Raw genomic sequence first — 26,038 nt, 5'->3', positions numbered from 1 at the left:
CATGCCACTGATCGAACACCAGGAACCGAGCCGCGTCGGCCAGGCCTGGCTGGCCGTCGCCGCGGCGGCGCTCACCCTCATCGGCCTCTACCTCTGGCCCTGGTGGTCCGGCGGCACCACCTTCCTCGACTTCCGGGACGACCTCTCCACCCCGCGCGGCGGCCAGTGGTGGAACGCCGTCTGGGTGAGCTGGTTCCGGTTCGGTTTCGCGGTGCAGACCGTCGCGGTGCTCGTCCTGCCCTTCGCCGCCGTCCGGCGGGACCGCTGGCACTGGCTTGCCGCAGCCGCCGTCCTCGGCGCCGCCTGGCAACTCGTCGGCGTCCTCGGCAGCACGGTCTTCCACACCACCCCCGCCCCGTTCCTCGGCCCCCTCGCCGGCCTCCTCGCGGCCCTCGCCTGGCTCACCGGCCGCGCCCGGCGCCGAACCACCGCCCGGGCCTGACGCCCGACCGGGCACCGTTCAGCTCAGCGCGCCGTCCACTCCCAGCGGATCTCGCCGTCCTGCCGGTGCTCGGTCGGGGTGAGGCCCACGGCCGCGGCGATCGCGGCCGAGGCCCGGTGGTCGGGGTGGACGTGGGCGAGGAGGTGCCGCACGCCGCGGGCCGCGAGCCAGGCGGCCAGACCCCGGGCCGCCTCGGTGGCGATGCCGTGCCCCTGCCAGGCCGTCCCGACCACCCAGGCGAGTTCCGCTGTGGCCGTGTCGCCTTCGCCGGTCACCGTCGCCTGGACCGTCCCGGTCAGGCACCGCTCGGCATCGAGCCGGACGACCCAGTTGCCCCAGAGCACACCCGGATCGGGCGACCCCGCGACCAGTCGCTCGTACCGGGCCCGCAGCCGGTCGACGCCCAGGGGCTCGCCGCCGATGAAGACGTGCAGCTCCGGATCGCCCAGCACCACCGCCATCTCCTCGGCATGCCCGACCTCGAGCGGCAGCAGCGTCAGCCGCGGCGTCCGGACGGCCTCGGGTTCGATCAACAGCACCATGCCTCCGGACGCTACAGCCCCCACTCGGCCCACCGTGAACCGGCGGCCCGGCCGACGGCGCCCCGAGCGCAACGGCGCGTCGCCAGCTCAGAGCGGGGTCAGGTCCCCGGGGGCGGCTTCCCATTCGATGCCGCCGCCCTGGGGGCGGACGAAGATCCGGCGGCGGAGGAGCCGGCCGGTCTCGGTGTCGCGTTCGACGAGCTGGCCGGAGATGGTGCCGCAGCGGCCGTCCCGTCGGTCGCGGACGGCCCGGCCCAGATGCGGATGGGGCGGGCTGCTCACCGAGACACCCATCGCCACGCGCACACCCCTCCGTCCCCGCCGCCGCAACGCTGCGCCGACGTCCGCCGCCGATCATCCCCGCCGTCCGGCGGTCCGGCCCGGGCCTTCACCCGATGTCCGCAAGCCCTGCAGATCGCCACCTCGTGACGGAGCGTCACTCTCGGAGGCGCCCCCGGGAATTCGGGTCGCGCCGGGCGGCCCTAGAGTCGGTGGGATGGAGATCAGGATGCTGGGACGGACGGGGCGGCGCGTCGGGGTGATCGGGCTCGGCGCCTGGCAACTCGGCGGTGACTGGGGGCGGGTGGACGGGGTGGACGCCCTCGGCACGCTGCGCGCCGCGCTCGAGTCGGGCGTCGACTTCATCGACACTGCCGACGAGTACGGGGACGGGCGGAGCGAGCAGGTCATCGGCAGCCTGCTGCGCGCCTGTGACGCGGACGGCGTCGCCAGGCCGATCGTGGCGACCAAGATGGGCCGCCGGGCACCCCAGGTGCCGCAGAACTACAACGCGGCGAACTTCCGGACCTGGATCGACCGTTCGCGCCGCAACCTGGGCGTCGAGCGGCTCGACCTGGTGCAGCTGCACTGCCCGCCGGAGGCGGTGTACGCCGACGACGAGGTGTTCGACGCGCTGGACGCGCTGGTCGAGGACGGCGCGATCGCGGCGTACGGGGTCAGCGTCCGCAGCTGCGAGCAGGCACTGGCCGCGATCCGCCGCCCGAACCTCGCCACCGTCCAGCTCGTGCTGAACGCCTTCCGCATCAAGCCGTTGGAGCGGGTGCTGCCTGCCGCCGCCGCGTCCGGGGTCGGCATCATCGCCCGGGTGCCGCTGGCCAGCGGGCTGCTCTCGGGGAAGTACACGGCCGCGACGGTCTTCGGCGCGGACGACCACCGCACGTACAACCGGCACGGCGAGTCCTTCGACGTCGGCGAGACGTTCTCGGGCGTGGACTTCGCGACCGGACTGGAAGCGGTGGAGCGGCTGCGTCCGCTGGTGCCCGAGGGTGCGACACTCGCCCAGTTCGCCCTGCGCTGGATCGCCGACCAGGCGGTGAGTGTGGTCATCCCGGGCGCGCGGAACGCCGCGCAGGCCCACGCGAACGCGGCCGCGGCCGCGCTGCCACCGCTGGACCAGGAGACCCACAAGGCCGTGCTGGAGGTGTACGACGACCTGATCCGCCCGCTGGTCCACCGCCATTGGTGACTCATGGAGCCGGAGTGCGTGCCATGCTGGGGCGGCTGATCGTACGGACACGGGGGAGGACGGCGGGAATGGTGCGGGAATCGTCGCACGACGGGCTGGCCGGCCTGGCCGGTCGGCCCTGGTTCGCGGCCAACGAGCTGCTGGCGTTCGTGCTGGAGCTGGCGGCCCTGGTGCTGCTGGCCTGGTGGGGAGTGGCGGCCGGTGACGGCGCGGTCGCCAAGGTGCTGCTGGGCGTCGGGCTGCCCGCGGCCGCGATCGTGCTGTGGGGCCTGTTCGCCGCTCCCCGCGCCCGGTTCCGCCCGCCGCTGCCCGGGGTGCTGCTGGTGAAGGCGGTCGTCCTCGGCGGGGGAGCGGCCGCGTTGTACGGGCTGGGCCACCATGCGGCGGCGTACGTCCTCGCGGCCGTGATCGTCGTCAACACCGCGCTCGCCGAGACCTTCCGCCGCCGCCCGCCGGCCTCCTGACCGACCGTCCTCAACTCCCGTTCTGTGCAGGTGCGTCGGCGGCGATCCGGAAACCGGTGTTGCCGGTGGAGCTGTCCGGGGTGTTGGAGCTGCGGGCCGCGACCCGGTAGCGGTTGCAGTACGAGTCGTGGCACATGTGGGAGCCGCCGCGGATCACCCGGGACGCGCCGCTCGGCGGCCCGGCCGGGTCGACCCGCGGTCCGGTCAGGTGGAAGTCGGTGCTGAACCGGTCGGCGCACCACTCCCAGACGTCGCCGACCGTGTTGTACAGCCCGAAGCCGTTCGGCCGGTACGTACGGACGGGGGCGGTGCCGCGGTGCCGGCCGGTGTTGAAGGTCGGGAAGACGCCCTGCCAGATGTTGAGCATCTCCTTTCCGCCTGGGGCGAGTTCGTCGCCCCAGGGGTAGCGCTGCCGTGCGAGGCCACCGCGGGCGGCGTACTCCCACTCGGCCTCGGTGGGCAGCCGGGTGCCGGACCAGGCGCAGTAGGCGGCCGCGTCGTGCCAGGAGACGTGCACCACCGGGTGGTTCTGGCGGGCGGCGTAGTCGGAGCCCGGTCCCTCGGGGTGCCGCCAGTCGGCGCCCTCGACCGCGTGCCACCAGGGCGCGCCCGGGACGGTGCGGGTGGCGGCCCGCAGCGCGGACGGCAGGAATCCGCCGAACACGTAGGAGAAGCCGAAGCGTTCGGCATCGGTGGTGTGGCCGGTCTCCTTGACGAAGGAAGCGAACTCGGCGTTGGTGACGGCGGTCGCCGAGATCCGGAACGGCGAGATCCTGACCTCGCGCACCGGGCCCTCGCCGTCCGCAGGGAAGCCCACCGGATCGTCGGTGCCCATGAGGAAGCTGCCGCCGGGTAGTTCGAGCAGGCGCCCGGCGACGCGCTGCGCGGCGGGCGAGGGCGGTGCCGCGGCCGGAGCCGGCGGCTGTGGAGCGGACGGGCGGGTGGTCAGGGTCAGCGGCACCGTCCCCTGCGGCGCGGTCTCGTGCGCGGGGTGGTCCGGGGTGCAGCAGGAACGCATCGGCCAGTCCTGGGGTGGGGGGAGAACGGTCAAGGCCGCCCCCGCCGTCGGGCGGACGGCGAGGGCGGATGGAACAGACGGATCAGGCGGATCAGGCGGTGCGGTCGGCCGCCAGCGCCGAGGCCAGTGCGGGGATGCCGAGCCGCTGCTCGTCCTGTGGGGTCGCCCCGTACAGCAGATTGGTCAGCTGGTGCGGGTCGGCTTCGAGGTCGTAGTACTCGCGGAAGAGCACCTCGCCGGTGCCGACCGGCTTGCCCCCGGCGTCGGTGTGGATCCGGTAGTACTCGGTGTACTGCTCGGTGGTGCTGACGTACGAGGACCAGGTGTGCGGGCCGCCCGCCGCGGTGCCGTGCTTCCACCATTCGACGAGCAGGTGGTCGCGGCTCTCCGTGCCGAGCAGCGAGTGCCCGTCCTGCGGGGTGTCGGGGGTGACGCCGGCGGCGTCCAGGATCGTCGGGGCGATGTCGATGTTGGCGACGATCCGGTGGTCGACGGTGCCGGAGCCGAGGCCGCCGGCCGGCCAGGAGACGTAGAACGGCACCTCGATGGCGGGCCGGTAGGGCACCGACTTCTTCAGCCAGCCGTGGTCGGCCCAGGTGTAGCCGTTGTCGCCCAGGTAGAACACCAGGGTGTTCTCCAACTGCCCGAGCGCGGCCAGCTTGTCGTGGAAGGCCTGCACGGCGTCGTCCACCGACAGCAGGGTGCGCAGCTGGCGGCGGCGCAGCGCCCGGGCGTCGGCCAGGGTCGCGGTGGCGTCCTGGATGAAGTCGGGCTTGTCGCTGCGGTCGGCCTCGGTCACCGACGGCCGTCCGTCCCAGGCGGGGACGGCGGTCTCCGCGTACGTCGGCTCCGGCGTGTTCGGCTCGTGGGAGGCCTTGGGCGCGACGAAGGCGAACCACGGCCGCCGGTCGGTGGCGGCCTTGTCGAGGAAGGCGAGTGTGCGGTCCCGGATGACGGTCGTGCTGTACCCGGGGACGGCGCGCACCGTGCCGTTGTCGTTGTAGGTGCCGTCGTTGTACGCGACGGGGCTCTCCAGCAGCCACTCGTCGAAGTGCGGCGGGTTGTCGGCGGCGCGCCAGGCGTTCAGGTACTTGCCGAACAGGCCGGTGCGGTAGCCGGCCTGGTGCAGGTACCGCTGCACGGTGGTGTGCTGGTCCAGGTTGTACGGGCTGCTGTTGTCCAGCACCCCGTGGTTGTGCGCCTGCCGGCCCGAGAAGATCGACGAACGGGACGGCGCGCACAGCGGCGTGGCGACGTGCCCGGCGGTGAACCGGACGCCGTGGTCGGCGAGCCATCCGACGGTCTTCGGGGTGGCCCACTCGGTCTGCTTGGGCTGGTCGTCGGTGAGGATCACCAGAATGTTCGGGCGGGCGGCGGCAGCTGCCGGAGCGGCGGGTGCCGTCGCGGCGGCTGTCGCGGGCGTGGCGACGGTGGCCGCGACGGCCGCGGCTCCGGTGAGGAAGCCGCGGCGTCCCAGCCGGCTCGGCTCGGTTCGGCTCATGACAGGTCCCTTTCGTGGCAGGCGGAGTACCGGAGGGCGGTGCGGGAGCGGGGCGGTGCCGGGGAGCGCGTCGACGGCCTCGGGCGGGGGCGACGGAGATCGTCCGCGCGGCGCCCGGCAGTGACCGTACGGGTGCGGAGCGACGGCGGGCAACGGATGCCCACCCGGCATCACGCGGATTTCACGCGGCGTTGCGGGGCGTCATGGCGCGTTCTCCGGAGTCGGTCCCCGGGGTGCCTCCTGAGGTTGTCCCCACCCCGCGCTCGGGGGCATACGGGATGTCATGCGGATGGTCGGCAGGAGAGGCTGAGGGAGCGGCAGGTGTACGAACCTGTCCGCGCAGCCGCCACCGCACGCCACGATCCGCCCCACGGGAGCCGACCGCCATGCCGCCTTTCACCGCCGCCGCCCGTACCGTCACTGTCACCGCCGGTACCGCCGCCGCCCGTACCGCCACGCAAACCACCGCTCTCCGGGCCGCGGCGCTCGCCGTCCTGATCGCCACCGCCGGGGTGACGGTCCTCGCCCCGGCCGCCGCGGCCGCGGAGATGCCCCCGCCCAGGGCGCGGGTGGTGCTGCCCTCACCGACCGGCCCGTACCCGGTCGGCACCGTGTCGCTGCACCTGGTCGACAGCGCCAGGACCGACCCCTGGACCGGCGAGGGCCCGCGCGAGCTGATGGCGACCGTCCGCTACCCCGCGCGGGACACCGCGCACCGTCCGGCAGCCCCGCAGATGACCGCCGCGGCCGCCGCCGTCTTCGAGACGATGTACCGCAACGGGGGAGACCTCCCGATGGACCGGGTGGCCTGGGCACAGACCCTCACCCACGCGCACGAGGACGCCCCCGCGGACCTCCGCGGAGGGCCGCGCCCGGTGGTGCTCTACTCGCCCGGTGCCGGCGACCCCGCGGCGTTCGGCACGACCCTCGCCGACGACCTCGCCTCGCGCGGGTACGTCGTCGTGTCGTTCGACCACACCTACGAGGCGCCGGCCGTCGAGTTCCCCCGCGGCCGGGTCGCGGCCAGCCGGATGGACGCCGAGATCGCCGCGATCCAGGACCCGGACCCGGAGAAGGCCAGGGCGAAGCTCACCGCGCTGCTGCGCAAGCTCGTCGACGTCCGGGTGTCCGACACCCGCTTCGTCCTGGACCAGGTCGGCGCGCTCGCCGCCGGCCGCAACCCCGACGCGGAGCACCGGCGCCTGCCCCAGGGCCTCGGCGCGGCCCTCGACCCGGGCCGGATCGGCATGTTCGGCCAGTCGGCCGGCGGCTTCACCGCCCTGCAGACCATGCACGACGACCCCCGGATCAAGGCCGGTGAGAACCTGGACGGCGTCCTCGGCTACGTCGGCGACGACCACGACCCGGCCAACCCCGCCACCGTCTCCACGGACGGCCTGGACCGTCCCTTCCTGCTGATGGGCAGCGAGGGCGACGACCACCACGGCAACCCGTCCTGGGGCGGTCTCTGGGAGCACAGCATCGGCTGGCACCGCGACCTCACCCTGACCGGCTCCGCCCACGCGAGCTACACCGACATGGAGTCGATGCTGCCCCAGATCTCCCGCCAACTGGACCTGCCGCCCGCGACCGTCACCGCCACCATCGGCACCGTCGTCCCCGAGCGCGCGGTCGCCGCCGAACGGGCCTGCACGGCGGCCTTCTTCGACCGCACCCTCCGCCACCGCGAACAACCACCTGCTCGACCGCGCCTCCGACCGCGTCCCCGACATCCGCTTCGTCGACTGACCGCACCCGTCACGCACGCCGACCCCGCGACCCGGCACCGTCCGCGCAGCCGTCGACCGCCACCGCGGCGTCGACGTGGGCGGTGCGCCGGGACGCCGCGTGTTCCGTCATGGTCTGTTCCCTGCCGGGCACTTGCGCACAGGGCCGGTGCGCGAAAAGGCTCCCAGGCCCTGATCCTGGATGTGCTAGCTTAAAACCTAGAGGTCCTAGGAAAGGTGGGGGGCGCCCATGGCCCGCGCAGGTCTCACCGCGGCCAAGCTCAGCGAGGCGGCCGCCGAGATGGCGGACGAGGTCGGGCTCGACCGGGTCACCGTCTCAGCGCTGGCCCGGCGCTTCGGCGTCAAGGACGCCAGCCTCTACTCCCACATCAGGAACCTGCGTGATCTGCAGGTCAGGATCGCCCTGCTCTGCGGCGAGGAGATGACCGGGCGCATCGCCGTCGCCGTGGCCGGACGGGCCGGCAAGGACGCGCTGGTGGCCTTCGCCGACGCCTACCGGCAGTACGCCCTCGACCATCCCGGCCGCTACGCCGCGACCCAACTGCAGCTCGCGCCCGAGGAGATGGCCGACTCGGTGGCCCTGCGCCGCAGCATCGAGCTCACCTACGGCATGCTCCGCGCCTACGGCCTCACCGATCCCGACCTGACCGACGCCGCCCGACTGCTGCGCGCCGCCTTCCACGGCTACGTCCACCTCGAACTCGGCGGCGGCTTCGGCCATCCCCGCGCCGTCCAGGACTCCTGGGACCGCAGCCTGGACGCACTCCACGTCCTCCTCGAGAACTGGCCCGCCCGGCCCGATCGGAGCACTCCGTGACCACGACCGTCCGCACCGCCGCCACCGGCACCCTCGCCGTCCCCGGCGCCACCCTGTACTACGAAGTCCGCGGCAGCGGCCCGGTCCTGCTGCTCCTGCCCGGCGGGGCCGGCGACGCCGGCATGTACGCCGGTATGTACGGCGAACTCGCCGCCCGGTACACCGTCGTCTCCTACGACCCGCGCGGCCTCTCCCGGAGCCCCCTCGACGGTCCGCTCACCGACCAGCGGGTGGACGTGTGGGCCGACGACGCCCGCCGCCTGCTCGACCACCTCGCACCCGACGCCGAGGCCACGGTGCTCGGCTGCAGCTCGGGCGCCGTCGTCGCGGTCGACCTGCTGGCCCGCCACCCCGAACGGCTCTGCCGTGTGGTCGCCCACGAGCCGCCGCTGCTGGAGCTGTTGGACGACCCGGCGCCGCACAAGGCCCTCTTCGCCGAGGTCCGGCAGACCTTCCGGGCGGAGGGTGTCGCGGCCGCGATGACGCGTTTCGCCGAGGGCATGGGGGAGCGGCCCGCCGGCGAACGGGCCGAACCGGCCGCCGATCAGGACCCCACCGAACTCCCGCCCGAGATCCGGGAGATGGCGCCGCGAATGCACGCCAATCTGCCCGTCTTCCTCGACCGGATGCTCTGCCCGTTCTCCGCGACAGCGCCCGACCTGGCGGCCCTCCGCCCGGTCGCGCACAAGCTGGTCCCCGCCGCCGGCCGTGACTCCCGCCACCAACTCCCGCTGTACGGGCCGGCCGTCCGCCTCGCCGAGGTCCTCGGCCGCGACGTCGTCGAGTTCCCGGGTGGCCATCTCGGCGCGGTCGAGCGGCCGAAGGAATTCGCCCGGCAGTTGCTCGCCGTCCTCGACCGGGCAGAGTGAGAACCTCGCGGTGACCGGGCCGACCCACCTGGAGCCGGTGCGCCACATCGACCGTCAGTGGAACGGAGACGTAGGGAACATGACCAGTCAACTGTTCGCGATCTGCTTCAATGCGACCCGGCCTGCGGGTCTGGCGCGGTTCTGGTCCGGGGTCCTGGGCTGGGAGGTGGCCGGCGGTCCGGACGACGACGTTGCGATCCTGCCGCCTCCTGATACCGCGGGGTTCCGCATCCGTTTCCTGCCGAGCCGGGAGCCGAAGATCGGCCAGAACCGGGCGCACTTCGACCTGACGAGCGCCTCCCCGGAGAATCAGCGGCAGACGGTGGCCAGGGCGCTGGAACTCGGCGGCGAGCACATCGACGTGGGCCAGCTCCCGGAAGAGGGGCATGTGGTGCTCGCCGATCCGGACGGCAACGAGTTCTGCGTCATCGAGGCGGGCAACACGTTCCTCGCCGACACCGGTGTCATCGGGGCACTGGCCTGCGACGGTACCCAGGAGGTCGGCTACTTCTGGAGCAAGGCGCTGCAGTGGCCGCTGGTCTGGGACCAGGACCAGGAGACCGCGATCCAATCGCCTAACGGCGGTACGAAGATCACGTGGGGTGGTCCTCCGGTGGCGCCGAAGACGGGCACGAACAGGCTGCACTTCGAGCTTGCGCTCCCCGCCGCCGCCGACTGGGAGGCGGAGGTCGATCGCCTGATCTCACTCGGCGCGACGCGCACCGACACCGGCGAGGGCGACGACGGCCGGGCACTGATGCTCGACCCCGACGGCAACGAGTTCTCCGTACGAAGGCCCCGGTAGCAGGGCTGTCGAAGGACGGTGCCATCAGCCCCGCCGGGGCTCTGACTGCCGACCCGTGCGAGCCCACCCCTCAGGAGCGGTGCTGCTCCTGAGACTCCGTCATGGCGAGCGCGGCCGCTCCGACGAGGCCGGCGTCGGTGCCGAGGCGGGCCGGGAGGACGGCGACGTCCGCGGCGAACGGCAGTGCGGCGTAGGTGCGGAGGTGGCGGCGGAGCGGCGCGAAGAGCACGTCGCCGGCCCGGGCGACACCGCCGCCGATCACGGCCGCGTCGATCTCCACCAGGGTGGCGGTGGCGGCGATGCCCGCGGCCAGTGCCTGTGCGGCGCGGTCGAAGGCGGCGAGCGCGACCGGGTCGCCGCGGCGGGCGGCCTCGGCGACGGCCGAGGCGGAGGCGTCCCGCCCCTCGGGCCGCCAGCCGTCCCGGGCCGCCCGGGCGGCGATCGCGGTACCGCTGGCGAGCCCTTCGAGGCAGCCGCGCGAGCCGCAGGGGCAGGGGTCGCCGTCCAGGTCGACGGTGATGTGCCCGAGGTGGCCGGCGTTCCCGGTGCGGCCGTGGTGGACACTGCCGCCCAGGACGAGGCCGGCGCCGACGCCGGTGGAGACGACCAGGCAGAGCGCGTCCGCGTACGGGCGGGCCGCGCCGTACCGGTGCTCGGCGGCCGCCATCGCCACCGCGTCGCCGCCGAGCACCACCGGCAGCCCGCGGACGGCCGGGTGGGCACCGGCCTCGGCGAGGAGCGGAAAGCCGCGCCAGGCAGGGATGTTGACCGGGCTGACGGTGCCCGCCGCGGTGTCGACGGGGCCGGCGCTGCCGATGCCGAGCGATCCGGCCCGCTCCCACAGCGGGTGGGCGGCGAGCTCGTCGAGGACGCGGCGGACGGCGGCGAGGACGGTGCCCGCGTCCTCCCGGGCCGGTGTCGGCTGCTGGACCTGGTGCAGCAGCCGGCCGGCGGAGTCCACCAGGCCGCCGGCGATCTTCGTCCCGCCGATGTCGAGCGCCGCGACGAGGGCCTGGGCGCCGTCCGCAACCGAGGCGGTCCTGTCGGGCAGCGCGGCAGGGGCGGGGGCAGCGGGGTCGGGCGCGGCGGCGGTGCTGCTGGCGGTCGTGCTCACGGGCGGTGCTCCGGGATGGTGCGGCGGTCGGGCCGGTCGATTGTGGACGACGGCTGACAACGTTGTCCAGCCTATGTGTCGGCAGGTCCGCCGCGCCCCACCGCCCCGCGAGCCCCACGGACCGCCCCCGGTCCGTATGCTGCGGGGTCATGAACAGCCGATCCGGCGCCAGGCCCACCATGAAGGACGTCGCGGCAACGGCCGGCGTCGGCCTGAAGACCGTCTCCCGGGTCGTCAACGATGAGCCCGGGGTCAGCCCCGCGATGGCGGCCAGGGTGCAGGCGGCCATCGACGAACTCGGCTTCCGCCGCAACGACAGCGCCCGGCTGCTGCGCACCGGCTCCACCGCAAGTGTCGGCCTGGTGCTGGAGGACATCGGCGACCCGTTCTCCTCCGCGCTCTCCCGCGGCGTGGAGGCCGTCGCCCGCGACCACGGCTGCCTGCTGTTCACCGGATCCAGCGCCGAGGACGCCGACCGCGAACGGGAACTCGCGCTCGCCCTGTGCGCCCGCCGGGTCGACGGGCTGGTCGTGGTCCCCGCCGGCGGCGACCACGGCTACCTGCTGCCCGAACTCGAGTCCGGCCTGGCGGCGGTCTTCGTGGACCGCCCGGCCACCGGCATCGAGGCCGACGCGGTCCTCAGCGACAACGCCGGAGGCGCCCGTGCCGGCGTCGCCCACCTGATCGCGCACGGACACCGCAGGATCGGCTTCGTCGGCGACCTGCCGCACATCCACACCTGCGCCGAGCGGCTGCGCGGCTACCGTGCCGCGATGCGGGCCGCCGGCCTGCCCGTCGACGAGCGGTGGATCGCCACCGGCCCCACCGCCCCCGCGACCGTCGGCGCGGCGGTGCGTCGCCTGCTCTCCGGCGCCGCACCGGTCACCGCCCTGTTCACCGCGAACAACCGGGTCACCCTCGCCGCGCTGCAGGCCCTCGCCGGACTGCCCCGCCGCCCGGCCCTGGTGGGCTTCGACGACCTGGAACTCGCCGCCCTGCTCACCCCCGGCCTCACCGTCGTCGCCCAGGACCCGGAGGCGCTCGGCCGCGCGGCCGCCGACCTGCTCTTCGAGCGGCTCGACGGCGACGACGGGACACCGCCCCGGCGCGTCGAACTCCCGACCCGGCTGATCGTGCGCGGCTCGGGAGAGGTCCCGCCGGCCACCGCGTGACGGGCAGGTCGTGAGACCGGCCGACCGCGTGACCGGCGGGACGGGGCAGGCTCAGCCCAGCCGGTCGGCGTACGCCTCGATCACGTCCCGCTGGTACGCCGCCAGCCCCGGCGCGATCGCCTCGTACGCGGCCCGCCACTGCTCGTTCTCGACGCACGCGCGGCCGATCGCCCGGTACTCCTCGGCCGCGACCGGCCGGATCCCGGCCAGCGCCCGGTACTGGGCGTCGGCCTCGGCCTGCGCCGCCGCGCCGTCGGCCGGCTCGCCCGCGGCCAGCAGCTCGGCCAGCCGGATCATCAGCGCGGTACGCTCCCGCTGGCCGGCCGCCACCGCCTCCGCGGTCATCCCGGCGGTGCGCTGCTCCACCTCCCGCGCCAGCTCGGGGAAGTCGCGCAGGCTCTCCAGGTACTGCTCGGGCCGGATGCCCTCGAAGAGGTTCTCCGGCCGGTTGATCGAGGTCATGGGGGTACCGTCCTTCCGGGACTGCTCCAGTTCGGCGATCGTGCGGGAGACGGTGCCGGCCAGGGCGTCGAGCCGGTCGCGCTCGGTGAGCAGCCGCCGGTGGTGGCCGCGCAGCGCCTCCAGCTCGTCCACCTGCTCGGTCAGCACGCGGCGGATGTCCGCCAGCCCGAGGCCGAGCGCCCGAAGCACCAGGATCTGCTGCAGCCGCAGCAGTTCCCGCTCGCCGTAGTGGCGGTGCCCGTTGGACCCGATCCGGGCCGGCGGAAGCAGGCCGGTCTCGTCGTAGTGCCGCAGCGTCCGGGCCGTCACCCCCGACATCCGGGCCACCTCCGCGATCGGCCAGTCCACCGCCGCCACCTCCCGACGCAGTCGCCGGGCCGGTCCGTCCGGCCCTGGCAAGGACGCTAGATGCTGCCGCTACGGCAACTTCAAGCCCGACTGCCATGATCCCGCCCGCCTGCCGCGGACCACCCGACGCAGGCCACCTGCCGCGGACCGCGCCCTCGGCCGCGAACGGATACTCGCTGGCCCGCGGGGCCGGTGGCCTGCTTGGATGCGGCCATGAGCGCTGATCTTCCCGCCGGTTACGAGCTGTCCACCGATCCCGCCCGCCTCGACCGGGCACTGATCCACCGGTGGTTGTCGCAGGACGCCTACTGGGCCCTGGGCCGCCCGCGCGAGAAGCAGGAGCAGTCGATCGACAGCTCGCTCAACTTCGGTGTGTACGAGGGTGCTTCGGGCGCGCAGGTGGGCTACGCCCGGGTGGTGACCGACCGGGCCACCTTCGCATGGCTGTGCGATGTCTACATCGCGCCCGAGGCGCGGGGCAGGGGTCTCGGCACGGCGCTGGCCGCCGCCGTCCGCGACCAGCTGGCGCCTTTCGGGCTGCGCCGCATCCTGCTGGCCACGGCCGATGCCCACGAGGTGTACGCCAAGGCCGGTTTCGCGCCGCTGGAGAAGCCGGACAAGTGGATGGCGCTCGGCGAACAGTGAGCCCGTGGACGAAACAGCGAATCCGTTGACGGAACGGTGAACCCGCGGACGGGTGCGGCCGGCCCCGGTTTCCGTACCGGTCGCCGGGGCAGCATCGCCCCGTGAGCGAATCCCCGGCGGTGTCATGGGACTTCATGGAGCAGGCGGCCGCCGAACAGGACGCGTGGTGCTGCGTGCCGGGGCAGACCTGGGTGCCGCCGACGCTGAGCGCCCTGGTGTCCGCGGCGCGGGCGAGCCCGCTCGCGCGGTTCCATCCCTTCACCGGCCACGCGAGGCTCCGGTTCAGCACCGGGCCGCGGTTCCGGCCGGGGGAGGGGACGATCCTGCCGGTGTCCGTCGCCCTCGGCACCGACGGTCGCTTCCTCGTCCGCGCCCAGGAGGCGGACGGCCGGCAGCCGCCTGGCCTGGTCCCGGCCGCGGACACGCCCGCGGCCGCGGGCGCCGCCGTCGTGCGGCTCCTCGAAGGGCTCTGAACCCGCGCAGCGGCTTCCGTACGCGCCGGGCGGCCGGTGGTCAGGCCTGTCGGGTGGGGAGGACCACCAGGTGGCGGAGGTTCACGTGGCGCGGGCGGCTGACGGTGAAGCCGATCACGTCGGCGATCTCCTCGGAGGAGAGCGGGCCGATCGTGTCGAACATGGCGCCGAGCTGGCCGTCCAGGCCGAGTGCGGCGTTGTCGATGTGCGAGCCGAGCTCGGTGTCGGTCAGGCCGGGCTCGACGGTGGAGACCCGGACGTCGCGCGGGCCGAACTCGCTGCGCAGGGCGGCGGCGAGCTGGGTGAGCGCGGCCTTGGTGGCGCTGTAGACCGCGTAGTTGGGGAAGACGACGTGGGAGGCGATCGAGGATACGGCCACCAGGTCCGCCGTCCGGCCCTCGGCGGCGGCCGCCACCAGGTCGCCGGTGAAGGCGCGGACCATCCGCAGGACACCGGTCACATTGGTGTCCAGCATCCGGTTCCACTCGTCGATCCGGCCGTCGTCCACCGGGTTCGGCAGCATGACGCCCGCGGCGGCGACCAGCAGGTCGACCCGGCCGAGTTCGGCCGCGACGCGCTCCGCGGCGGCGTCCACCGACTGCTGGTCGGTGACGTCGGCCGGCACGGCGACCGCCAGGCCGCCGGCGGCCCCGATCTCGGCGGCCAGCTCCTTGAGCCGGTCCTCGCGGCGGGAGAGCAGCGCCACGGCCGCACCGTTCGCGGCGAGCAGCCTGGCGCTGGCGGCGCCCATGCCGCTGGCGGCGCCGGTGACGACGGCGATCCGGCCGGAGAGGGAGGGGTAGGACATGGTGTGCTCCTGAGTGGGGCTCAGCGGTGATTCGCACCGCGTCGTTCGTTGACGTCCACGAGTCTTCCGGGACCGGGACGCCCCACCCAGGGCTGTGGTGGTCCTGGGTCTCCCAGGACCACCCTCACCGGGGACGAGCAAGGGCGCCCCGCCGTGCTCGGGGGTTCACGGCGGGGCGCTGGACCACCAGCATCGCTCCACCCGCCTCCCCCGGCCACCGAACGCGGCCGAACAGGCGTCGTCCCGGAGCGGACGCACCCGGTCAGGGGCCTGCGGGGGGCGACCGGGCGACTCACGGCCGGTCGGGATGCGGCGGCAGCGTCGCCGTGCCCGGCGGCGGACCGGGCCACACCAGCAGGACGGGGCAGGGGGCGTGGTCGACCACGAAGCGGGTGGCCGGGCCGAGGCTCCGCGGGCCGAGCCTGGTCCGGTCCCCGTCGCGGGCGAGCACCAGCAGGTCCGCGCCCTCCGCCGCGGCGACCACCTCCCGCTCGACCCGGCCGGACCGTTCGACCCGGCGGCAGGGGCGGCCCAGGCGTTCCGCGGCGGCGTCCAGCAGCCCGCGGCCGGCAGCGTCGGCGAGTTCCTCGACGCGGCTGCCGGGGTCGCTGCCCCAGCCGTCGGCGGGGTTGCCGCGCGGGTGCCGCCGCCCCATCAGCCCGGCGAAGGCACCGTGCGCGGCGCCCGGCACGTCCCGGTCGCCGATGTGCAGCAGCACGATCGGCGCGTCCGCGGGTGCGAGGGCGCGTGCCGCGTCGACGCAGGCACGCCACGTGCCCTCGGTCACCCACACCACGACCGCCACGGCCTCATCCTCCGACGACCTGCAGGGAGCCCCACAGTGCCACGACCGACAGGACCAGGGAAGCAGGCACGGTGAGCAGTCCGAGCCGGGTGAACTCGCCGAGCGAGACCTCCCCGTCGTGCGCGTGCACGATCCGCCGCCACAGCAGGGTCGCGAGCGAGCCCGCATAGGTCAGGTTGGGGCCGATGTTGACGCAGAGCAGGACGGCGAGCACCGCGCCCGGCCCGGACGGCGCGGTCAGCGGCAGCAGCACCAGGACCGCCGGCAGATTGTTGATGACGTTCGCCAGGACGGCCGCGAGCGCGGCGGTCCCGAGCAGGGCGGCGAGGCCCTCGCCGCTCGGCACCACGTGCCCCAGCGCGTCGGCGAGGCCGTTGTCCACCACGGCGCGCACCACCAGGCCCAGCGCCAGCACGAAGGCGAGGAACGGCACGCTGGTCGCCCGGACCACGGTGAGCACGGTGGTGCGCCGCCCGGCCAGGGCGTGGCCTGCGAGCACCAGCGCCCCCGCGCACGCCACCCAGGCCGGATCGATCCCGAGCGCGGAGGCGGGCACGAAGCCGACCAGCGTGCAGGCGACCGCTGCCAGCGCGAACCGGGGCATCCGCGGCACCTCGGCGGGCGGTTCGGCGTCGGCCCCGGCGTCGAGGTCGGCAGCGAAGAAGCGCCGCAGGACGACGTACTCGACGCCGATCGCCACCAGCCACGGCAGCAGCATCAGCGCGGCGAAGCGGACGAAGCCGAGGCCGCTCGCCGCGAAGGCGAGCAGATTCGTCAGGTTGGAGACCGGCAGCAGCAGCGAGGCGGTGTTCGACAGGTGGGTGCAGGCGTAGACGTGCGGCTTCGGGCGGGCGCCCAGACGGGCCGCGGTGGCGAAGACGCCCGGCGTCAGCAGCACCACGGTCGCGTCCAGGCTCAGCACCGCGGTGATCGCCGAGGCGACCGCGAACACCTGGACCAGCAGGCGGCGCGGACGGCCGGCGGCCGTCCGCGCCATCCAGGCCCCGCAGGCCCGGAACAGCCCTTCGTCCGCGCACAGCCGGGCGAGCACCAGGACGGCGGCGAGGAAGCCGATCACCGGGCCGAGGCGCTCCGCCTCCTCCCGTGCGTGGTCCAGTGAGAGCGCGCCGGTGCCTACGGCCACCGCGGCGGCGGGAACGGCCACCACCGCCTCCGGCCAGCCGAACGGCCGCACCACCGCGCCGACCAGCACCACCACCAGCAGGCCGACCGACAACACCTCGGACGACGACATGTTCCGCTTCCGCTCCTCACCGACACCGCGTCACCTCCCGGAGGCGGCCCGGTTCACCGGGCGCCGCCGCGGTCGACCACCGACAGCTGACCTCGCTGATCGAACCAGAGCCGCCCACCGGTCCGCGCACCGACCTGCGGCGCCGGCCCGGTGGCAGGGTGCGTCGGTGAGGCGCCGGTCCGCGAGATGTCCGGCTCCGTCGGGCGGTCAGCCGAGCGACTTGCCCTGTTCCTCCAGGGCCGCCTGGAGCCGCTCCAGGGCCTTGGGGCCCATGCCGTGCAGTCTCCGCAGGTCGGCGACGGGCACCCCGGCGAGCTCGTCGAGACGGGTGTACCCGGCGCCCAACAGGGCACGGGTCGCGGGAGCGCCGATGGTGCGCGGGAAATCCCCCTGCGGCTGTGTCGTCATGCCGCCGATCCTGCCCGATCCGGACACCGGGGCGGCGGCGGCCGCCGAGCGGACGGACGGCGTGTCGCCGGTTCGGTATCACCCTGCTGACGGGTACCACCGGTAGGAGGGGCGGCCGGCGGGGCCGCCGGGTACGGAGGGAGAGGGCATGGACAGCGCCCTGGAGAAGATCGTCGACGCCGTCAGGTCGGTCGAGAAGCAGGCCCGCGACACCGCGTTCGCCCGGGCCGGCGCCCACCACGACCCGGTGCCCCGGGCCGACGAGCAGCACCTGCTGGGCGCCCTGGCCGGAGTCGTCGAGGTACTCCGGGACGTGGCCGGCGTCTACCCGGGCCGCATGCACACCCCGACCGCCAGAACCGCCCTGCACGACGCGACGGCCCGGCTGCGCGACGCCGCGCTCGCCCTGCGCGCCGCCGAGCGCAACGCCGCCGAGGGCCACGCCTGACACCGGTGGCCCGTCAGGTCCGTCCGACCGCCGCCAGGACGGCGGCCACCGCCTCCTCGGGGGTGGCCGCCGGGACGGGCGCCGCACCGGGCGGCGCGTCCGGCACGGACCAGCCCGCGAGGGACACCACCGGCCGGCCGAGCCGCATCGCCAGGGCCACCTCGCTGAGCGTGCCCCAGCTGCCGCCGACCGCGATCAGGGCGTCACTCGCCCGGACGATCAGCCCGTTGCGCAGCTCCCCGAGACCGGTGGCCAGCGCCACCGTCAGGTGCGGGTCCGCGTCCGCGCGGTCGGTGCCCGGCAGCAGGCCGACCGCGAGGCCGCCGCGGTCGCGCACCCCCGTGGCGGCCGCCGCCATCACCCCGCCCAGCCCGCCGCAGAGCACCACCGCCCCGCGCTCGGCCAGCAGCTCGCCGACCCGGCGGGCCAGCGCGGTCTCCTGCCGGTTCGCGTCGGCCGGGCCGACCACCCCCACGTACGGGGCGGCGATCGGGTGCGGGACGTCCGACGGCATGGCGACCTCCGGGCCGGGCTGCTGCGCCCCGGCCGTGCGCCGGGACAGCCGAAGTATCCGGCGCCGGACGTCGCTGCTGCTGCCCAGGCCCTCCTTCGGGTGAGTGCCCGGTGCGCCGCCGAGGGGGAGGTCCACTCCGTTTCCTACGCTCGCCGGGATGGTCGACGGTGTGCGAACCGGGAGGGGTTCGGTGGAGCCGCAGGCGTTGGAACTGCCGTCCGAGGTGGCGAGCGTGCACCTGGCCGCCTCCTGGGCGGGCGGTGTCGCCGCGGCCTGCGGGCTCGGCGAGGACGGGAGCGACCGGCTCGCCCTCGCCGTCCACGAAGCGGTCGCCAACGCGGTGCTGCACGGCAACCGGCAGGACGCCGCCAAGCGGGTCCGGCTCGCCTGGCAGGTCCGGGGCGGCCGACTGCGGATCACCGTCGGCGACGACGGATCCGGCTTCGTCCCGCCGCCGCCCGCCGACCGGCCCAACCTCACCCCGTCCGGCCGCGGCCTGGTGATGATCGGTCACCTCACCGACGGCTACCGCATCGTGCACCGCGACGATCCGCCCGGGACCGACGTGGTCCTGGAACTCGATCTCACGTCCGCGTGATGTGACCGACAGAGAGGCAGCCCCATGCCCGCCACCAGCACCAAGGTCGTCGACGGCGTCACCGTCCTCGCGCCCTCCGGCCGGATCGTCATCGACAACAGCTTCCAGCTCCGCGAGGACGTCCGGAGCGCACTGGAGGACGGTGCCAAGAAGATCCTGCTCAACCTGGGCGAGGTCACCACGGTCGATAGCAGCGGCATCGGTGAACTGGTCTCCGCCTACACCGCCGTCAACAACCAGGGCGGACAGCTGAAGCTCGCCGAGCTCCCGCGCAAGCTGTACGACCTCCTGTCGATCACCAAGCTGCTCGTCATCTTCGAGGTGTTCGACACCGAGGAGGATGCGGTCGCGAGCTTCTCGTGACGCCCTGATGCCCGACGCCCCGACGCCCCGACGTCTTGACGCCCTGACGCCCTGACGGGTGCGGCCCGCCCCCGGCGAGGGGGCGGGCCGCACCCGTTCTTCGGTCAGTCCTCCAGCGCGATGTACAGGCGCCGGCCCTGCGGGCGGAAGCCGATCCGCTCGTAGACCCGGCGGGAACCGTCGCCGGAGTACTCCAGCCAGACGGACGCGGCGCCGCGCCCGAAGAGGGTCGCGGTCAGGTCGGCGGTGACCGCCGCCGCGATGCCGCGGCCGCGGAACTCGGGCCGGGTGCCGACCCCGGCCAGCTCCGCGGTACCCACCGCCGGAGCCGAGCAGGCCGCCCCGCCGGCGCAGCCGCCGTCGGGGGAGCGGACGAAGCGGACCGCGCCGCCCTGCTCGTCGGTCCGGCGCAGCCGGGCGGTGCCCTCCGGAGAGGAGGCGAACTCGCCGGAGAACGCCTCGGACAGGGCGGCGTCGACCGCCGCGTAGTCGGCGTCACCGGTGGGCGCCTCCACGACCGGCCCCGGCGCGTCGCCGTGGCGGGGCGGGGTCAGCGTGGCCGGGGTGCAGACCAGGTACTGGTGCTCGGCCTCCACGGTGAAACCGGCCGCGCGCAGGGCCGCCTCCACGGCGGGTGCGGCGTCGGGCGCGAACTCAAGCCGCGGCTTGAGTCCGCGCTCGCGGAAGGCCGTGACCAGGCCGGCCACGTCCGCGGCGGTCGGCACGGCGCCGGGCAGCGGGGTGGCGTAGTTGATGAACGGGCTGGTGGTGTCGGGGTCGAAGCCCGCCACGAAGCCCCCGGTCTCGACGACCACGGGACGGCGGCGGAGGTTGGCGACGGCAAAGCTCTGGACAGGGGTGTCCACGGTGATGGTGACCTCACGTCATGACAAGGGTGGGCGCGGGCCCGTGCCGCCGAAGGGCGGAGCGACGGGTCGCGCAGGATGTCGGGCCGACCGGGGTCGGCACCGTCGCCGGAGAGGGCGACGGCGATGCGGCGCAGTGCACCGTGCGTGGGGCCACCGTGAGACGGGCGTGGTACCGGAGGGGCTGCGCAGGACGCAGACGCTCAGTACCGACGGCGGCCGCTGAGGGACGCCGAGACCATGGACTTCATTCCCTTGGAGTGAGTGCGGCGCTCCCGTGCGGAGCGCGGACCACACCTTGCCACGTCGGCCCGCCGGGCGGCAACCGGTTTTGTCGGGAACGCGTCCGCTGGTTCGGCTGGGATCATGTCGACATGCCCGAGGAATCGAACGTGCTGTCCGGCCGATGGCCGCTCGCACCGTCCGGCGCGACCGACTGGTTGCTGGAGCTGTGCGGTGACGGTGTGACGGGGTTCATGCCGCCCGCCATGCCGGACGCCGTCTGGGTGCTCAACGCCATGTACGAGCACGAGCAGGGGCCGGCCGTGGTGTCGTACCACGAACACCGCCGGGCATGCCTGGCGGAAGGGAGTGCCCGGCCCGACACCTTCCGGGGCATCGACCTTGAAGTGGGAATCGCCACGGGCGGCGGTCTGGGCCGTGCAGAGCACCCCGGCGCTGGCTGGCGGCGCCTCCGTTGGGCGGAACTCTCCCGGCGCACCGGTGATCCCGTCGTGCCCGACGGGCTGTTGCCGTCCCACCGCTGCTTTCCCTCGGCCAGGAAGGGAGGCAGCTGGCCGCTCGGTATCGTCCCGCCCACCGAGGGGAGCCTGGACCGCGAGACCTGGAACCGGCTGACCGCCGTCCTTGCCGAGCACAGTCCGTCAGGTCCGGATACCCCGTGCCTGGCCTACTACAACCCGCTGATGCTCGCGGCCGCGGACTTCGACAACCTCCACGTGCGGGCGGGTCGCCTCGGCGACACCGCGATGCTGTACGACAATCCGGAGGCCGACTTCAGCCCGTCCAACCTCTGGGCCGAGGACCGTTCGTGGGTCCTGTGCACCGACTACGACCTGTGGGCCACCAAGGTCACCGGAGCTCCGGCACTCATCGAGGCGCTCCTGAACGACAGCGAGATCGAGGCGGTGCGCCTGCCCTGGGCAGTCTGACGACGAGCCGCTCGGCGTCAGCCATGAGCCCCGAGACTCCAGGGTTCGGCGCGGCCGCACTGCGCGGCACCTTCACGCCGCAGGACCGTCATCGGTTTGCGGAAGTCCCGCGGACTCAGTCCGGTGAAGGGCGCTGTCCAGGACGGACCCGACCCCGTGATCATGGCATCTCGGCGTGGGGCCGACCGCGGGTCGCTTCACCCCCACTCCGACCTGTCAGCCAGGCGGCGGTACCACCAGAACTCCGTGCGCCACTGGCGCCGGTGCGCGAACGGGTCAGGGAGGGTGCGGCGCAAGAACACCGCATCCAGGGGCTTCACGAGCCGGGCGAGCTCGGAACGTGCCTGTGCCGGCAGTCTCTCCTGGACTTCCTCCAGCACGTCGCGTGCGTGCCTGACGTCGTCGAAGGAGCACCAGGTGCACGAGCAGTGCGACTCCTGCGGGTACAGCGGACGTCTGCCCGGCGGGTGCAGGAACTCGCGGTATCGCCGCAATGCCCGGTCAGTGGCACCCAGGTGGATGTAGACGCTGTCGCTCAGGTACTCCACCCGCCGCACAGCCAGGCTCGCCCCGACGGAGAGTCCGTGAAGCCGGAGCGGCGGCGTTGGCCCCCAGACGCAGGAGACCGGTCGTTCAGCGCGCAGTGCGCGTGGCCGCCTACGCGGCATCGGCCTTTCGACACATGATCACGGGAGACATGGTGCCAGGAGGGCTGCCTTTGCCGCACCCCGTTTCCGACCTCCTCACTGCCGATGCAGACCTGCGAGGGCAGTGACGAGACACGACAGCCATCCCGAGTGGATGCGGATCGGATCGCTCACGATCCGGAAGGGCCTCGGTGACGCCGTCCTCAGGTTGTGCGATCGACAGGAGGTAACAGTCGTGCCGGGCCTGGAGGCCAGGATCTCCATGTCAGGGCCACGGAGAAGGTGTCGGGGCCGGCCTCCGGCGGTTCGGCGGGGGCGGTGAGGGGTGCGTCAGCCCGCGGGCGGGGTGCGGCCGCGGCGTCGGCGGCGCCAGAGGAGGGCGGCGCCGCCGACCAGCAGGACCAGGCCGATGGCCGCGAGGACGCCGAGCCAGGTCTGCTCGAAGAGTGCGCCGCCGAGGGCACCGATCAGGGTGTAGGCGGCGGCCCAGAGCAGGGCGGCCGGCGCCTCTGCGACGGCGAAGCGGCGGAACGGCCAGCCGGAGAGCAGGCAGGCGGCGATCATGAAGATCCGTCCGCCGGGGACGAGCCGGGACGGCACGAGGACGACCCGGCCGTGCTCGTCCAGCCGCCGTTCGGCGTCCTGGACCCGCGGGTGGTCGAACCGCGGGCGGATGCGCTCCTCCAGCCGTCCGCCCGCGTGGCCGGCGAGCCGGTACAGCGTGATGTCCCCGCACCACGCGCCGAGGCCGGCGCAGACCACCACCAGCGCCACGTCCCGCGGCACCGCCGTGGAGTGCACGGCGGCCGCCGCGGTCGCGCTGACCAGGATGCTGGTCGGGAACACCGGCACCAGCGAGCCGAGCGCCACCAGCAGGAAGAGCGCCGGGAAGCCGACCGACTCGGTGGTGCCCTCGTCCAGCGCGAGCGCCGCCAGCTCCACCGCCGGGCTCATCGGGCGCACCCCGATCCCGGCCGGGCGGCCGCGGCCGCCGGCTCCCCGGCACGGAAGGTGTCAGCAGGCACGGCTTCGGATGTCCTCGCGAATGGCACAGCGGCCGGACGGTACGGCGGGCGGACGGTTCAGCGGGTGGACGGTACGGGCGGGCGCGGCGGGTCGGCGGTACGGCGGGTCGGCCCGGACACTACACGCGAATCGGTGCCGCGCCCGGCAGGTGCGGCCGGTCGGCCGGGCGAAGCCGCCTGGTCAGGCGCGCCGGTAGGCCGCGAAGGCGACGCCGCCGGGCAGCACGGTGTGGTCGGTGAGGGTGAACCGGCGCGGGTCCGTTCCGGTCTTCGCGGCGAAGAGCGGGATCCCGGTGCCGATCGCGACCGGGCTGATCTTGAGGATCAGCTCGTCGATCTCCTCGTACAGCGCCCCGGCCAGCTCGGCGCCGCCGACCAGCCATATGCCGCCACCGTCGAGAGCCTTCAGCTCCCGCACCTTCGCGACCGGGTCGCCGGCGACGAGTTCGACGGCCGGGTCCGGGCTCGTGGTGAGGGTGCGGGAGAAGACGTAGTGCCGGAGGTGCGGATAGGCGTCGGTCACGCCCGCGTCCAGCCCGACCTGGTAGGAGCGGCGCCCCTCCAGGACCGTGTCGAACCGGGTGCCGGGCGCGGTGACCCCGAGGGCCTGCCGGGCGCCGCCCGGCAGGGTCTCCGGGAAGTGGGCCACGATGTGGTCCAGGTAGTCGGGGCTCACCGTGAAGAACCCGTCGGGACCGGTCGGGTCGCCGCCCTCCGGGCCGGCGATGAACCCGTCCAGGGTGGTGGCGACGTAGTAGGTCAGGCTGCGCACGGGACTGCCTCTCGCTGTGGTGGCATCGCTCGCCCGGCGGAGACCTCATCACGGTGACGTCACGTCATCATCGCGACGAGGAGGTCCGTCTGACGGTTCGTATCGGTCCGAACAGCAGCGACCTTAGCGGTCCGGGTGCCAGCCCCCGGTTTGCCCCTGGGAGTGGTCATGCACCGGTAAAGCTTTCCCGCCCTCCCTTGAGATCCGAGTGATCATCGGAATAGATAGCTAACGGCAGTTAACTCCCAAGTCAGGCCGAGGTTTTCCACCGTCGGCCTGCTCTGCCGCGCCTTCGCCGAGCGCCTCTTCGGCGCTCCGTCAAATTCCCGAAGTGGGGGACACCCGTGCCCATCGCACGCAACCGGATCTCAAGGATCGCCGTACCGGCCACCGCCGCGCTGATCCTGGGAACCCTCGGGGCGGCCGCCCCGGCCGGCGCTGCCACGCCGACCGGCGAGCAGACCGCCAAGCCGCTGCCCGGCACCCACCCGGAGTGGGCCACCGCGCAGGCCGACGCCGGAGCCGTACCCGACTCCGCCCCGGCCTCCGCCCGGATCTACCTGGCCGGCCAGGACCAGGCCGGCCTCGCCGCCCTCGCCAAGGCCGTCTCCGACCCGAACTCGCCGGCCTACGGGCAGTTCCTCGCCGACGACCGGGCCAAGGCCCGGTTCGGCGCCTCCGCCGCCCAGGTCAAGGCCGTCACCTACTGGGTGACCGGCGCCGGCCTCACCGTGGACGCGACCACGCCGCACTACGTGCAGGTCTCAGGCTCGACCGGTGCACTCGCCAAGGCCTTCGGCACCGGCTTCCGTACCTACCGCACCGAGGACGGCCTGCACCGCGCCGCCGCCCGGGACGCCGTCGTCCCGGCCTCCGCCTCCGCCGCGGTCCTGGCGGTCAGCGGCCTCAGCGACACCCTGCACAAGAACACCTCGCACGCCGTCTCGGTGCGCGAGGCCGAGGCCCGTGCCGAGGCCGGCGCCCACGCCCGGCTGGCCGGCCCGGACAAGAAGGCCCCGGCGACCCTGCCGACCGTGGCCACCTGCTCCGAGGACGGCTACGGCTCCAAGACCGCCAAGGGCGCGCCGCAGGGCTACGAGAAGAACGAGCCCTTCGCCCCCTGCGCCTACGTCCCCAGCCAGCTGCGCAAGGCCTACGGCGTGACCGAGGCGAAGGCGACCGGCAAGGGCGCCCGGATCGCGATCATCGACGCCTACGGCCTCGCCACGATGGAGCAGGACGCCAACCACTTCTCCACCCTGCACGGCGACAAGCCGTTCGCGGCCGGGCAGTACCGCGAGTTCGTCACCCCGGACAAGTGGACCCACCAGGACGAGTGCGGTGGCCCGGCCGGCTGGGCCGGCGAGGAGGCGCTGGACGTCGAGATGGCGCACGGCCTCGCCCCCGACGCCCAGGTGGTCTACGTCGGCGGCAACTCCTGCTACGACCAGGACCTCTACGACGCCATGGCCAAGGTGGTCGACGGTCACCTCGCCGACGTGGTCTCCAACTCCTGGGGCGAGATCATGCACGGCACCGGCGGGGACATCGACCCCGCGGTCGTCGCCGCCGACAACCAGATATTCCAGCTCGGCGCGGTGACCGGCATCGGCTTCACCTTCTCCTCCGGCGACTGCGGCGACAGCTCGCCCGGCGCGGCGGCCACCGGCGTCAACTGCCAGGCCGACACCAACCAGGCGCAGGCCGACTGGCCGTCCGCCTCGCCGTGGGTCACCTCGGTCGGCGGTACGGCCCTGGAGCTCGACGACAAGGCCGGCCACTACGGCCGCGAGGTGTCGATGGGCGACCAGCGGTCGGTGCTCTCCGACGACCAGAAGTCCTGGACCCCCTTCCCCGGGAAGTTCTACTTCGGCGGTGGCGGCGGCGTCTCCAAGGACTTCGCCCAGCCGTGGTACCAGCAGGGCGTCGTCCCGGACCGGATCGCGAAGACCGCGGCCGACGGCACCGCGTCCCCGACCCCGCTGCGCGCCACCCCGGACGTCGCGATGAGCGGTGACCTGGTCGCCTCCACCCTGGTCGGCTACACCGACGGCGGCACCTACAGCGAAGGCGGCTACGGCGGCACCTCGGTCTCCGCGCCGGAGTACGCGGCCATGCTCGCCGACGCCGTCCAGGCCCGCGGCGGCCGCGCCATCGGCTTCGCCAACCCGGCCATCTACGACCGGGCCGGCAGCGGCGCCTTCCACGACGTCAACGACTCCGCCGTGCACAACAAGTTCGGCAACGTCGTCGACCTCGGCCTCGTCGGCGGCGCGCTGAAGGTCCGCCTGTACAAGATCGCGGCCGACTACGGCCTGTCGGCCGCCAAGGGCTACGACACGGCCACCGGCGTCGGCACCCCCGGCAAGGACTTCTTCAACTCCTTCCGCCTGCCGCGCCGCCGGTGACCGACGGCCGGGACGGCTCGGCCCCGGCCGAGCCGTCCCGGCC

At 74.1% G+C, this 26,038-nt stretch carries 30 protein-coding genes and 1 pseudogene; 15 read left to right on the top strand and 16 right to left on the bottom strand.

What is annotated here, in order from left to right; all coding sequences use genetic code 11:
* The first annotated feature begins 1 nt into the window (after position 1).
* The gene (locus tag AB0P35_RS21655; RefSeq protein ID WP_363512852.1) at positions 2-442 is read left to right on the top strand and encodes a hypothetical protein; all 441 of its coding nucleotides are present in this window, start codon (positions 2-4) and stop codon (positions 440-442) included.
* Between the two features lie 23 nt (positions 443-465).
* On the opposite strand, the gene AB0P35_RS21650 is transcribed toward AB0P35_RS21655, so the two are convergent.
* The gene (locus tag AB0P35_RS21650; protein WP_363512849.1) at positions 466-984 is read right to left on the bottom strand and encodes a GNAT family N-acetyltransferase; all 519 of its coding nucleotides are present in this window, start codon (positions 982-984) and stop codon (positions 466-468) included.
* Positions 985-1,071: 87 nt separating this feature from the next.
* Positions 1,072-1,284 (bottom strand): hypothetical protein, encoded by a 213-nt coding sequence (locus AB0P35_RS21645; RefSeq protein WP_363512846.1) that lies wholly within the window; start codon positions 1,282-1,284, stop codon positions 1,072-1,074.
* A 196-nt stretch (positions 1,285-1,480) separates the two neighbouring features.
* Here AB0P35_RS21645 and AB0P35_RS21640 point away from each other — a divergent pair, with 196 nt between their 5' ends.
* Positions 1,481-2,470: an aldo/keto reductase gene (locus tag AB0P35_RS21640; RefSeq protein ID WP_363512843.1), complete on the top strand. Its 990-nt coding sequence runs from the start codon at positions 1,481-1,483 to the stop codon at positions 2,468-2,470.
* Positions 2,471-2,538: 68 nt separating this feature from the next.
* The gene (locus AB0P35_RS21635; protein ID WP_363512840.1) at positions 2,539-2,934 is read left to right on the top strand and encodes a YrdB family protein; all 396 of its coding nucleotides are present in this window, start codon (positions 2,539-2,541) and stop codon (positions 2,932-2,934) included.
* Between the two features lie 10 nt (positions 2,935-2,944).
* Here the strand turns inward: AB0P35_RS21635 and AB0P35_RS21630 are convergent, their stop codons facing one another.
* A complete protein-coding gene (locus AB0P35_RS21630; protein WP_363512837.1) occupies positions 2,945-3,952 on the bottom strand; it encodes a formylglycine-generating enzyme family protein in 1,008 nt (335 codons plus the stop codon).
* A 91-nt stretch (positions 3,953-4,043) separates the two neighbouring features.
* Positions 4,044-5,453, bottom strand: a complete 1,410-nt coding sequence (locus AB0P35_RS21625) for a sulfatase (RefSeq protein ID WP_363512834.1) — start codon at positions 5,451-5,453, stop codon at positions 4,044-4,046.
* A 386-nt stretch (positions 5,454-5,839) separates the two neighbouring features.
* On the opposite strand from AB0P35_RS21625, the gene AB0P35_RS21620 reads away from it, so the two are divergent.
* From AB0P35_RS21620 to AB0P35_RS21605, 4 genes are all read left to right on the top strand, one after another.
* Entirely contained in the window at positions 5,840-7,396 is a 1,557-nt protein-coding gene (locus tag AB0P35_RS21620) for a hydrolase (protein WP_363512831.1), read from the top strand.
* 34 nt (positions 7,397-7,430) lie between these two features.
* Positions 7,431-8,018 carry a WHG domain-containing protein gene (locus AB0P35_RS21615; RefSeq protein ID WP_363512828.1) on the top strand — a complete coding sequence of 196 codons (588 nt, stop codon included), beginning with the start codon at positions 7,431-7,433 and terminating at the stop codon, positions 8,016-8,018.
* Positions 8,015-8,887 (top strand): alpha/beta hydrolase, encoded by an 873-nt coding sequence (locus AB0P35_RS21610; RefSeq protein WP_363512825.1) that lies wholly within the window; start codon positions 8,015-8,017, stop codon positions 8,885-8,887. Before AB0P35_RS21615 ends, AB0P35_RS21610 begins: the two co-directional genes overlap by 4 nt.
* Before the next feature lie 79 nt (positions 8,888-8,966).
* Positions 8,967-9,692: a VOC family protein gene (locus AB0P35_RS21605; RefSeq protein ID WP_363513072.1), complete on the top strand. Its 726-nt coding sequence runs from the start codon at positions 8,967-8,969 to the stop codon at positions 9,690-9,692.
* 70 nt (positions 9,693-9,762) lie between these two features.
* Here AB0P35_RS21605 and AB0P35_RS21600 read toward each other — a convergent pair whose 3' ends face one another.
* A complete protein-coding gene (locus AB0P35_RS21600; RefSeq protein WP_363513069.1) occupies positions 9,763-10,743 on the bottom strand; it encodes an ROK family protein in 981 nt (326 codons plus the stop codon).
* Between the two features lie 212 nt (positions 10,744-10,955).
* On the opposite strand from AB0P35_RS21600, the gene AB0P35_RS21595 reads away from it, so the two are divergent.
* Positions 10,956-11,978, top strand: a complete 1,023-nt coding sequence (locus tag AB0P35_RS21595; RefSeq protein WP_363512822.1) for a LacI family DNA-binding transcriptional regulator — start codon at positions 10,956-10,958, stop codon at positions 11,976-11,978.
* A 51-nt stretch (positions 11,979-12,029) separates the two neighbouring features.
* Here AB0P35_RS21595 and AB0P35_RS21590 read toward each other — a convergent pair whose 3' ends face one another.
* Positions 12,030-12,788 carry a MerR family transcriptional regulator gene (locus AB0P35_RS21590; protein ID WP_095875808.1) on the bottom strand — a complete coding sequence of 253 codons (759 nt, stop codon included), beginning with the start codon at positions 12,786-12,788 and terminating at the stop codon, positions 12,030-12,032.
* A 213-nt stretch (positions 12,789-13,001) separates the two neighbouring features.
* Between AB0P35_RS21590 and AB0P35_RS21585 the strand changes: the two genes are divergently transcribed.
* Entirely contained in the window at positions 13,002-13,433 is a 432-nt protein-coding gene (locus AB0P35_RS21585) for a GNAT family N-acetyltransferase (RefSeq protein ID WP_363512818.1), read from the top strand.
* Positions 13,434-13,534: 101 nt separating this feature from the next.
* Positions 13,535-13,906 carry a DUF6193 family natural product biosynthesis protein gene (locus tag AB0P35_RS21580; RefSeq protein ID WP_363512815.1) on the top strand — a complete coding sequence of 124 codons (372 nt, stop codon included), beginning with the start codon at positions 13,535-13,537 and terminating at the stop codon, positions 13,904-13,906.
* A gap of 40 nt (positions 13,907-13,946) precedes the next feature.
* Here AB0P35_RS21580 and AB0P35_RS21575 read toward each other — a convergent pair whose 3' ends face one another.
* The 4 genes from AB0P35_RS21575 to AB0P35_RS21560 all read right to left on the bottom strand — a co-directional run bounded on the left by AB0P35_RS21575 (position 13,947) and on the right by AB0P35_RS21560 (position 17,182).
* Positions 13,947-14,714 carry an SDR family oxidoreductase gene (locus tag AB0P35_RS21575; protein ID WP_363512812.1) on the bottom strand — a complete coding sequence of 256 codons (768 nt, stop codon included), beginning with the start codon at positions 14,712-14,714 and terminating at the stop codon, positions 13,947-13,949.
* Between the two features lie 292 nt (positions 14,715-15,006).
* Positions 15,007-15,519, bottom strand: coding sequence for a universal stress protein (locus tag AB0P35_RS21570; RefSeq protein WP_363512809.1), 513 nt, complete (start codon positions 15,517-15,519; stop codon positions 15,007-15,009).
* A gap of 4 nt (positions 15,520-15,523) precedes the next feature.
* Positions 15,524-16,774 (bottom strand): SLC13 family permease, encoded by a 1,251-nt coding sequence (locus AB0P35_RS21565; protein ID WP_363512806.1) that lies wholly within the window; start codon positions 16,772-16,774, stop codon positions 15,524-15,526.
* Between the two features lie 207 nt (positions 16,775-16,981).
* Positions 16,982-17,182, bottom strand: a complete 201-nt coding sequence (locus AB0P35_RS21560) for a helix-hairpin-helix domain-containing protein (protein WP_363512803.1) — start codon at positions 17,180-17,182, stop codon at positions 16,982-16,984.
* A 148-nt stretch (positions 17,183-17,330) separates the two neighbouring features.
* Between AB0P35_RS21560 and AB0P35_RS21555 the strand changes: the two genes are divergently transcribed.
* Entirely contained in the window at positions 17,331-17,630 is a 300-nt protein-coding gene (locus AB0P35_RS21555) for a hypothetical protein (protein ID WP_095875801.1), read from the top strand.
* Positions 17,631-17,643: 13 nt separating this feature from the next.
* On the opposite strand, the gene AB0P35_RS21550 is transcribed toward AB0P35_RS21555, so the two are convergent.
* Complete coding sequence (locus AB0P35_RS21550; protein ID WP_363512800.1) at positions 17,644-18,279, bottom strand: TIGR00725 family protein; 636 nt, start codon at positions 18,277-18,279, stop codon at positions 17,644-17,646.
* A gap of 55 nt (positions 18,280-18,334) precedes the next feature.
* Between AB0P35_RS21550 and AB0P35_RS21545 the strand changes: the two genes are divergently transcribed.
* Positions 18,335-18,742 carry an ATP-binding protein gene (locus tag AB0P35_RS21545; RefSeq protein WP_363512797.1) on the top strand — a complete coding sequence of 136 codons (408 nt, stop codon included), beginning with the start codon at positions 18,335-18,337 and terminating at the stop codon, positions 18,740-18,742.
* Positions 18,743-18,766: 24 nt separating this feature from the next.
* The gene (locus AB0P35_RS21540; protein WP_363512794.1) at positions 18,767-19,105 is read left to right on the top strand and encodes an STAS domain-containing protein; all 339 of its coding nucleotides are present in this window, start codon (positions 18,767-18,769) and stop codon (positions 19,103-19,105) included.
* A gap of 104 nt (positions 19,106-19,209) precedes the next feature.
* Here AB0P35_RS21540 and AB0P35_RS21535 read toward each other — a convergent pair whose 3' ends face one another.
* A complete protein-coding gene (locus AB0P35_RS21535; RefSeq protein ID WP_363512791.1) occupies positions 19,210-19,971 on the bottom strand; it encodes a GNAT family N-acetyltransferase in 762 nt (253 codons plus the stop codon).
* A 374-nt stretch (positions 19,972-20,345) separates the two neighbouring features.
* Here AB0P35_RS21535 and AB0P35_RS21530 point away from each other — a divergent pair, with 374 nt between their 5' ends.
* On the top strand, positions 20,346-21,143 hold the full coding sequence (locus AB0P35_RS21530; protein WP_363512788.1) for a hypothetical protein: 798 nt from the start codon (positions 20,346-20,348) through the stop codon (positions 21,141-21,143).
* Between the two features lie 65 nt (positions 21,144-21,208).
* Here AB0P35_RS21530 and AB0P35_RS21525 read toward each other — a convergent pair.
* The 4 genes and pseudogenes from AB0P35_RS21525 to AB0P35_RS21510 all read right to left on the bottom strand — a co-directional run.
* A pseudogene (locus tag AB0P35_RS21525) lies at positions 21,209-21,307 on the bottom strand (IS5/IS1182 family transposase); the annotation flags it as partial.
* A 33-nt stretch (positions 21,308-21,340) separates the two neighbouring features.
* Positions 21,341-21,691 (bottom strand): hypothetical protein, encoded by a 351-nt coding sequence (locus AB0P35_RS21520; RefSeq protein ID WP_363512785.1) that lies wholly within the window; start codon positions 21,689-21,691, stop codon positions 21,341-21,343.
* 429 nt (positions 21,692-22,120) lie between these two features.
* Entirely contained in the window at positions 22,121-22,744 is a 624-nt protein-coding gene (locus AB0P35_RS21515) for a VTT domain-containing protein (RefSeq protein ID WP_363512782.1), read from the bottom strand.
* 252 nt (positions 22,745-22,996) lie between these two features.
* Positions 22,997-23,587 carry a dihydrofolate reductase family protein gene (locus tag AB0P35_RS21510; RefSeq protein WP_363512779.1) on the bottom strand — a complete coding sequence of 197 codons (591 nt, stop codon included), beginning with the start codon at positions 23,585-23,587 and terminating at the stop codon, positions 22,997-22,999.
* Positions 23,588-23,931: 344 nt separating this feature from the next.
* Here AB0P35_RS21510 and AB0P35_RS21505 point away from each other — a divergent pair, with 344 nt between their 5' ends.
* Complete coding sequence (locus tag AB0P35_RS21505; protein WP_363512776.1) at positions 23,932-25,995, top strand: S53 family peptidase; 2,064 nt, start codon at positions 23,932-23,934, stop codon at positions 25,993-25,995.
* The last annotated feature ends 43 nt before the right edge of the window (positions 25,996-26,038 follow it).

It is taken from the genome of Kitasatospora sp. NPDC085879 (assembly GCF_040686255.1).
In the GTDB taxonomy this organism is placed as follows: domain Bacteria; phylum Actinomycetota; class Actinomycetes; order Streptomycetales; family Streptomycetaceae; genus Kitasatospora.
The sequence above is the reverse complement of the archived record's forward strand: the minus strand, read 5'-3'. Positions and strand labels throughout refer to the sequence as shown.

Excerpts from the sequence above, each read along its gene's own strand:
- AB0P35_RS21655 (WP_363512852.1), top strand. The coding sequence starts at position 2 with ATGCCACTGATCGAACACCAGGAACCGAGCCGCGTCGGCCAGGCCTGG.
- AB0P35_RS21650 (WP_363512849.1), bottom strand. The coding sequence starts at position 984 with ATGGTGCTGTTGATCGAACCCGAGGCCGTCCGGACGCCGCGGCTGACG.
- AB0P35_RS21640 (WP_363512843.1), top strand. The coding sequence starts at position 1,481 with ATGGAGATCAGGATGCTGGGACGGACGGGGCGGCGCGTCGGGGTGATC.
- AB0P35_RS21635 (WP_363512840.1), top strand. The coding sequence starts at position 2,539 with ATGGTGCGGGAATCGTCGCACGACGGGCTGGCCGGCCTGGCCGGTCGG.
- AB0P35_RS21630 (WP_363512837.1), bottom strand. The coding sequence starts at position 3,952 with ATGCGTTCCTGCTGCACCCCGGACCACCCCGCGCACGAGACCGCGCCG.
- AB0P35_RS21625 (WP_363512834.1), bottom strand. The coding sequence starts at position 5,453 with ATGAGCCGAACCGAGCCGAGCCGGCTGGGACGCCGCGGCTTCCTCACC.
- AB0P35_RS21620 (WP_363512831.1), top strand. The coding sequence starts at position 5,840 with ATGCCGCCTTTCACCGCCGCCGCCCGTACCGTCACTGTCACCGCCGGT.
- AB0P35_RS21615 (WP_363512828.1), top strand. The coding sequence starts at position 7,431 with ATGGCCCGCGCAGGTCTCACCGCGGCCAAGCTCAGCGAGGCGGCCGCC.
- AB0P35_RS21605 (WP_363513072.1), top strand. The coding sequence starts at position 8,967 with ATGACCAGTCAACTGTTCGCGATCTGCTTCAATGCGACCCGGCCTGCG.
- AB0P35_RS21595 (WP_363512822.1), top strand. The coding sequence starts at position 10,956 with ATGAACAGCCGATCCGGCGCCAGGCCCACCATGAAGGACGTCGCGGCA.
- AB0P35_RS21585 (WP_363512818.1), top strand. The coding sequence starts at position 13,002 with ATGAGCGCTGATCTTCCCGCCGGTTACGAGCTGTCCACCGATCCCGCC.
- AB0P35_RS21575 (WP_363512812.1), bottom strand. The coding sequence starts at position 14,714 with ATGTCCTACCCCTCCCTCTCCGGCCGGATCGCCGTCGTCACCGGCGCC.
- AB0P35_RS21565 (WP_363512806.1), bottom strand. The coding sequence starts at position 16,774 with ATGTCGTCGTCCGAGGTGTTGTCGGTCGGCCTGCTGGTGGTGGTGCTG.
- AB0P35_RS21560 (WP_363512803.1), bottom strand. The coding sequence starts at position 17,182 with ATGACGACACAGCCGCAGGGGGATTTCCCGCGCACCATCGGCGCTCCC.
- AB0P35_RS21555 (WP_095875801.1), top strand. The coding sequence starts at position 17,331 with ATGGACAGCGCCCTGGAGAAGATCGTCGACGCCGTCAGGTCGGTCGAG.
- AB0P35_RS21540 (WP_363512794.1), top strand. The coding sequence starts at position 18,767 with ATGCCCGCCACCAGCACCAAGGTCGTCGACGGCGTCACCGTCCTCGCG.
- AB0P35_RS21530 (WP_363512788.1), top strand. The coding sequence starts at position 20,346 with ATGCCCGAGGAATCGAACGTGCTGTCCGGCCGATGGCCGCTCGCACCG.
- AB0P35_RS21515 (WP_363512782.1), bottom strand. The coding sequence starts at position 22,744 with ATGAGCCCGGCGGTGGAGCTGGCGGCGCTCGCGCTGGACGAGGGCACC.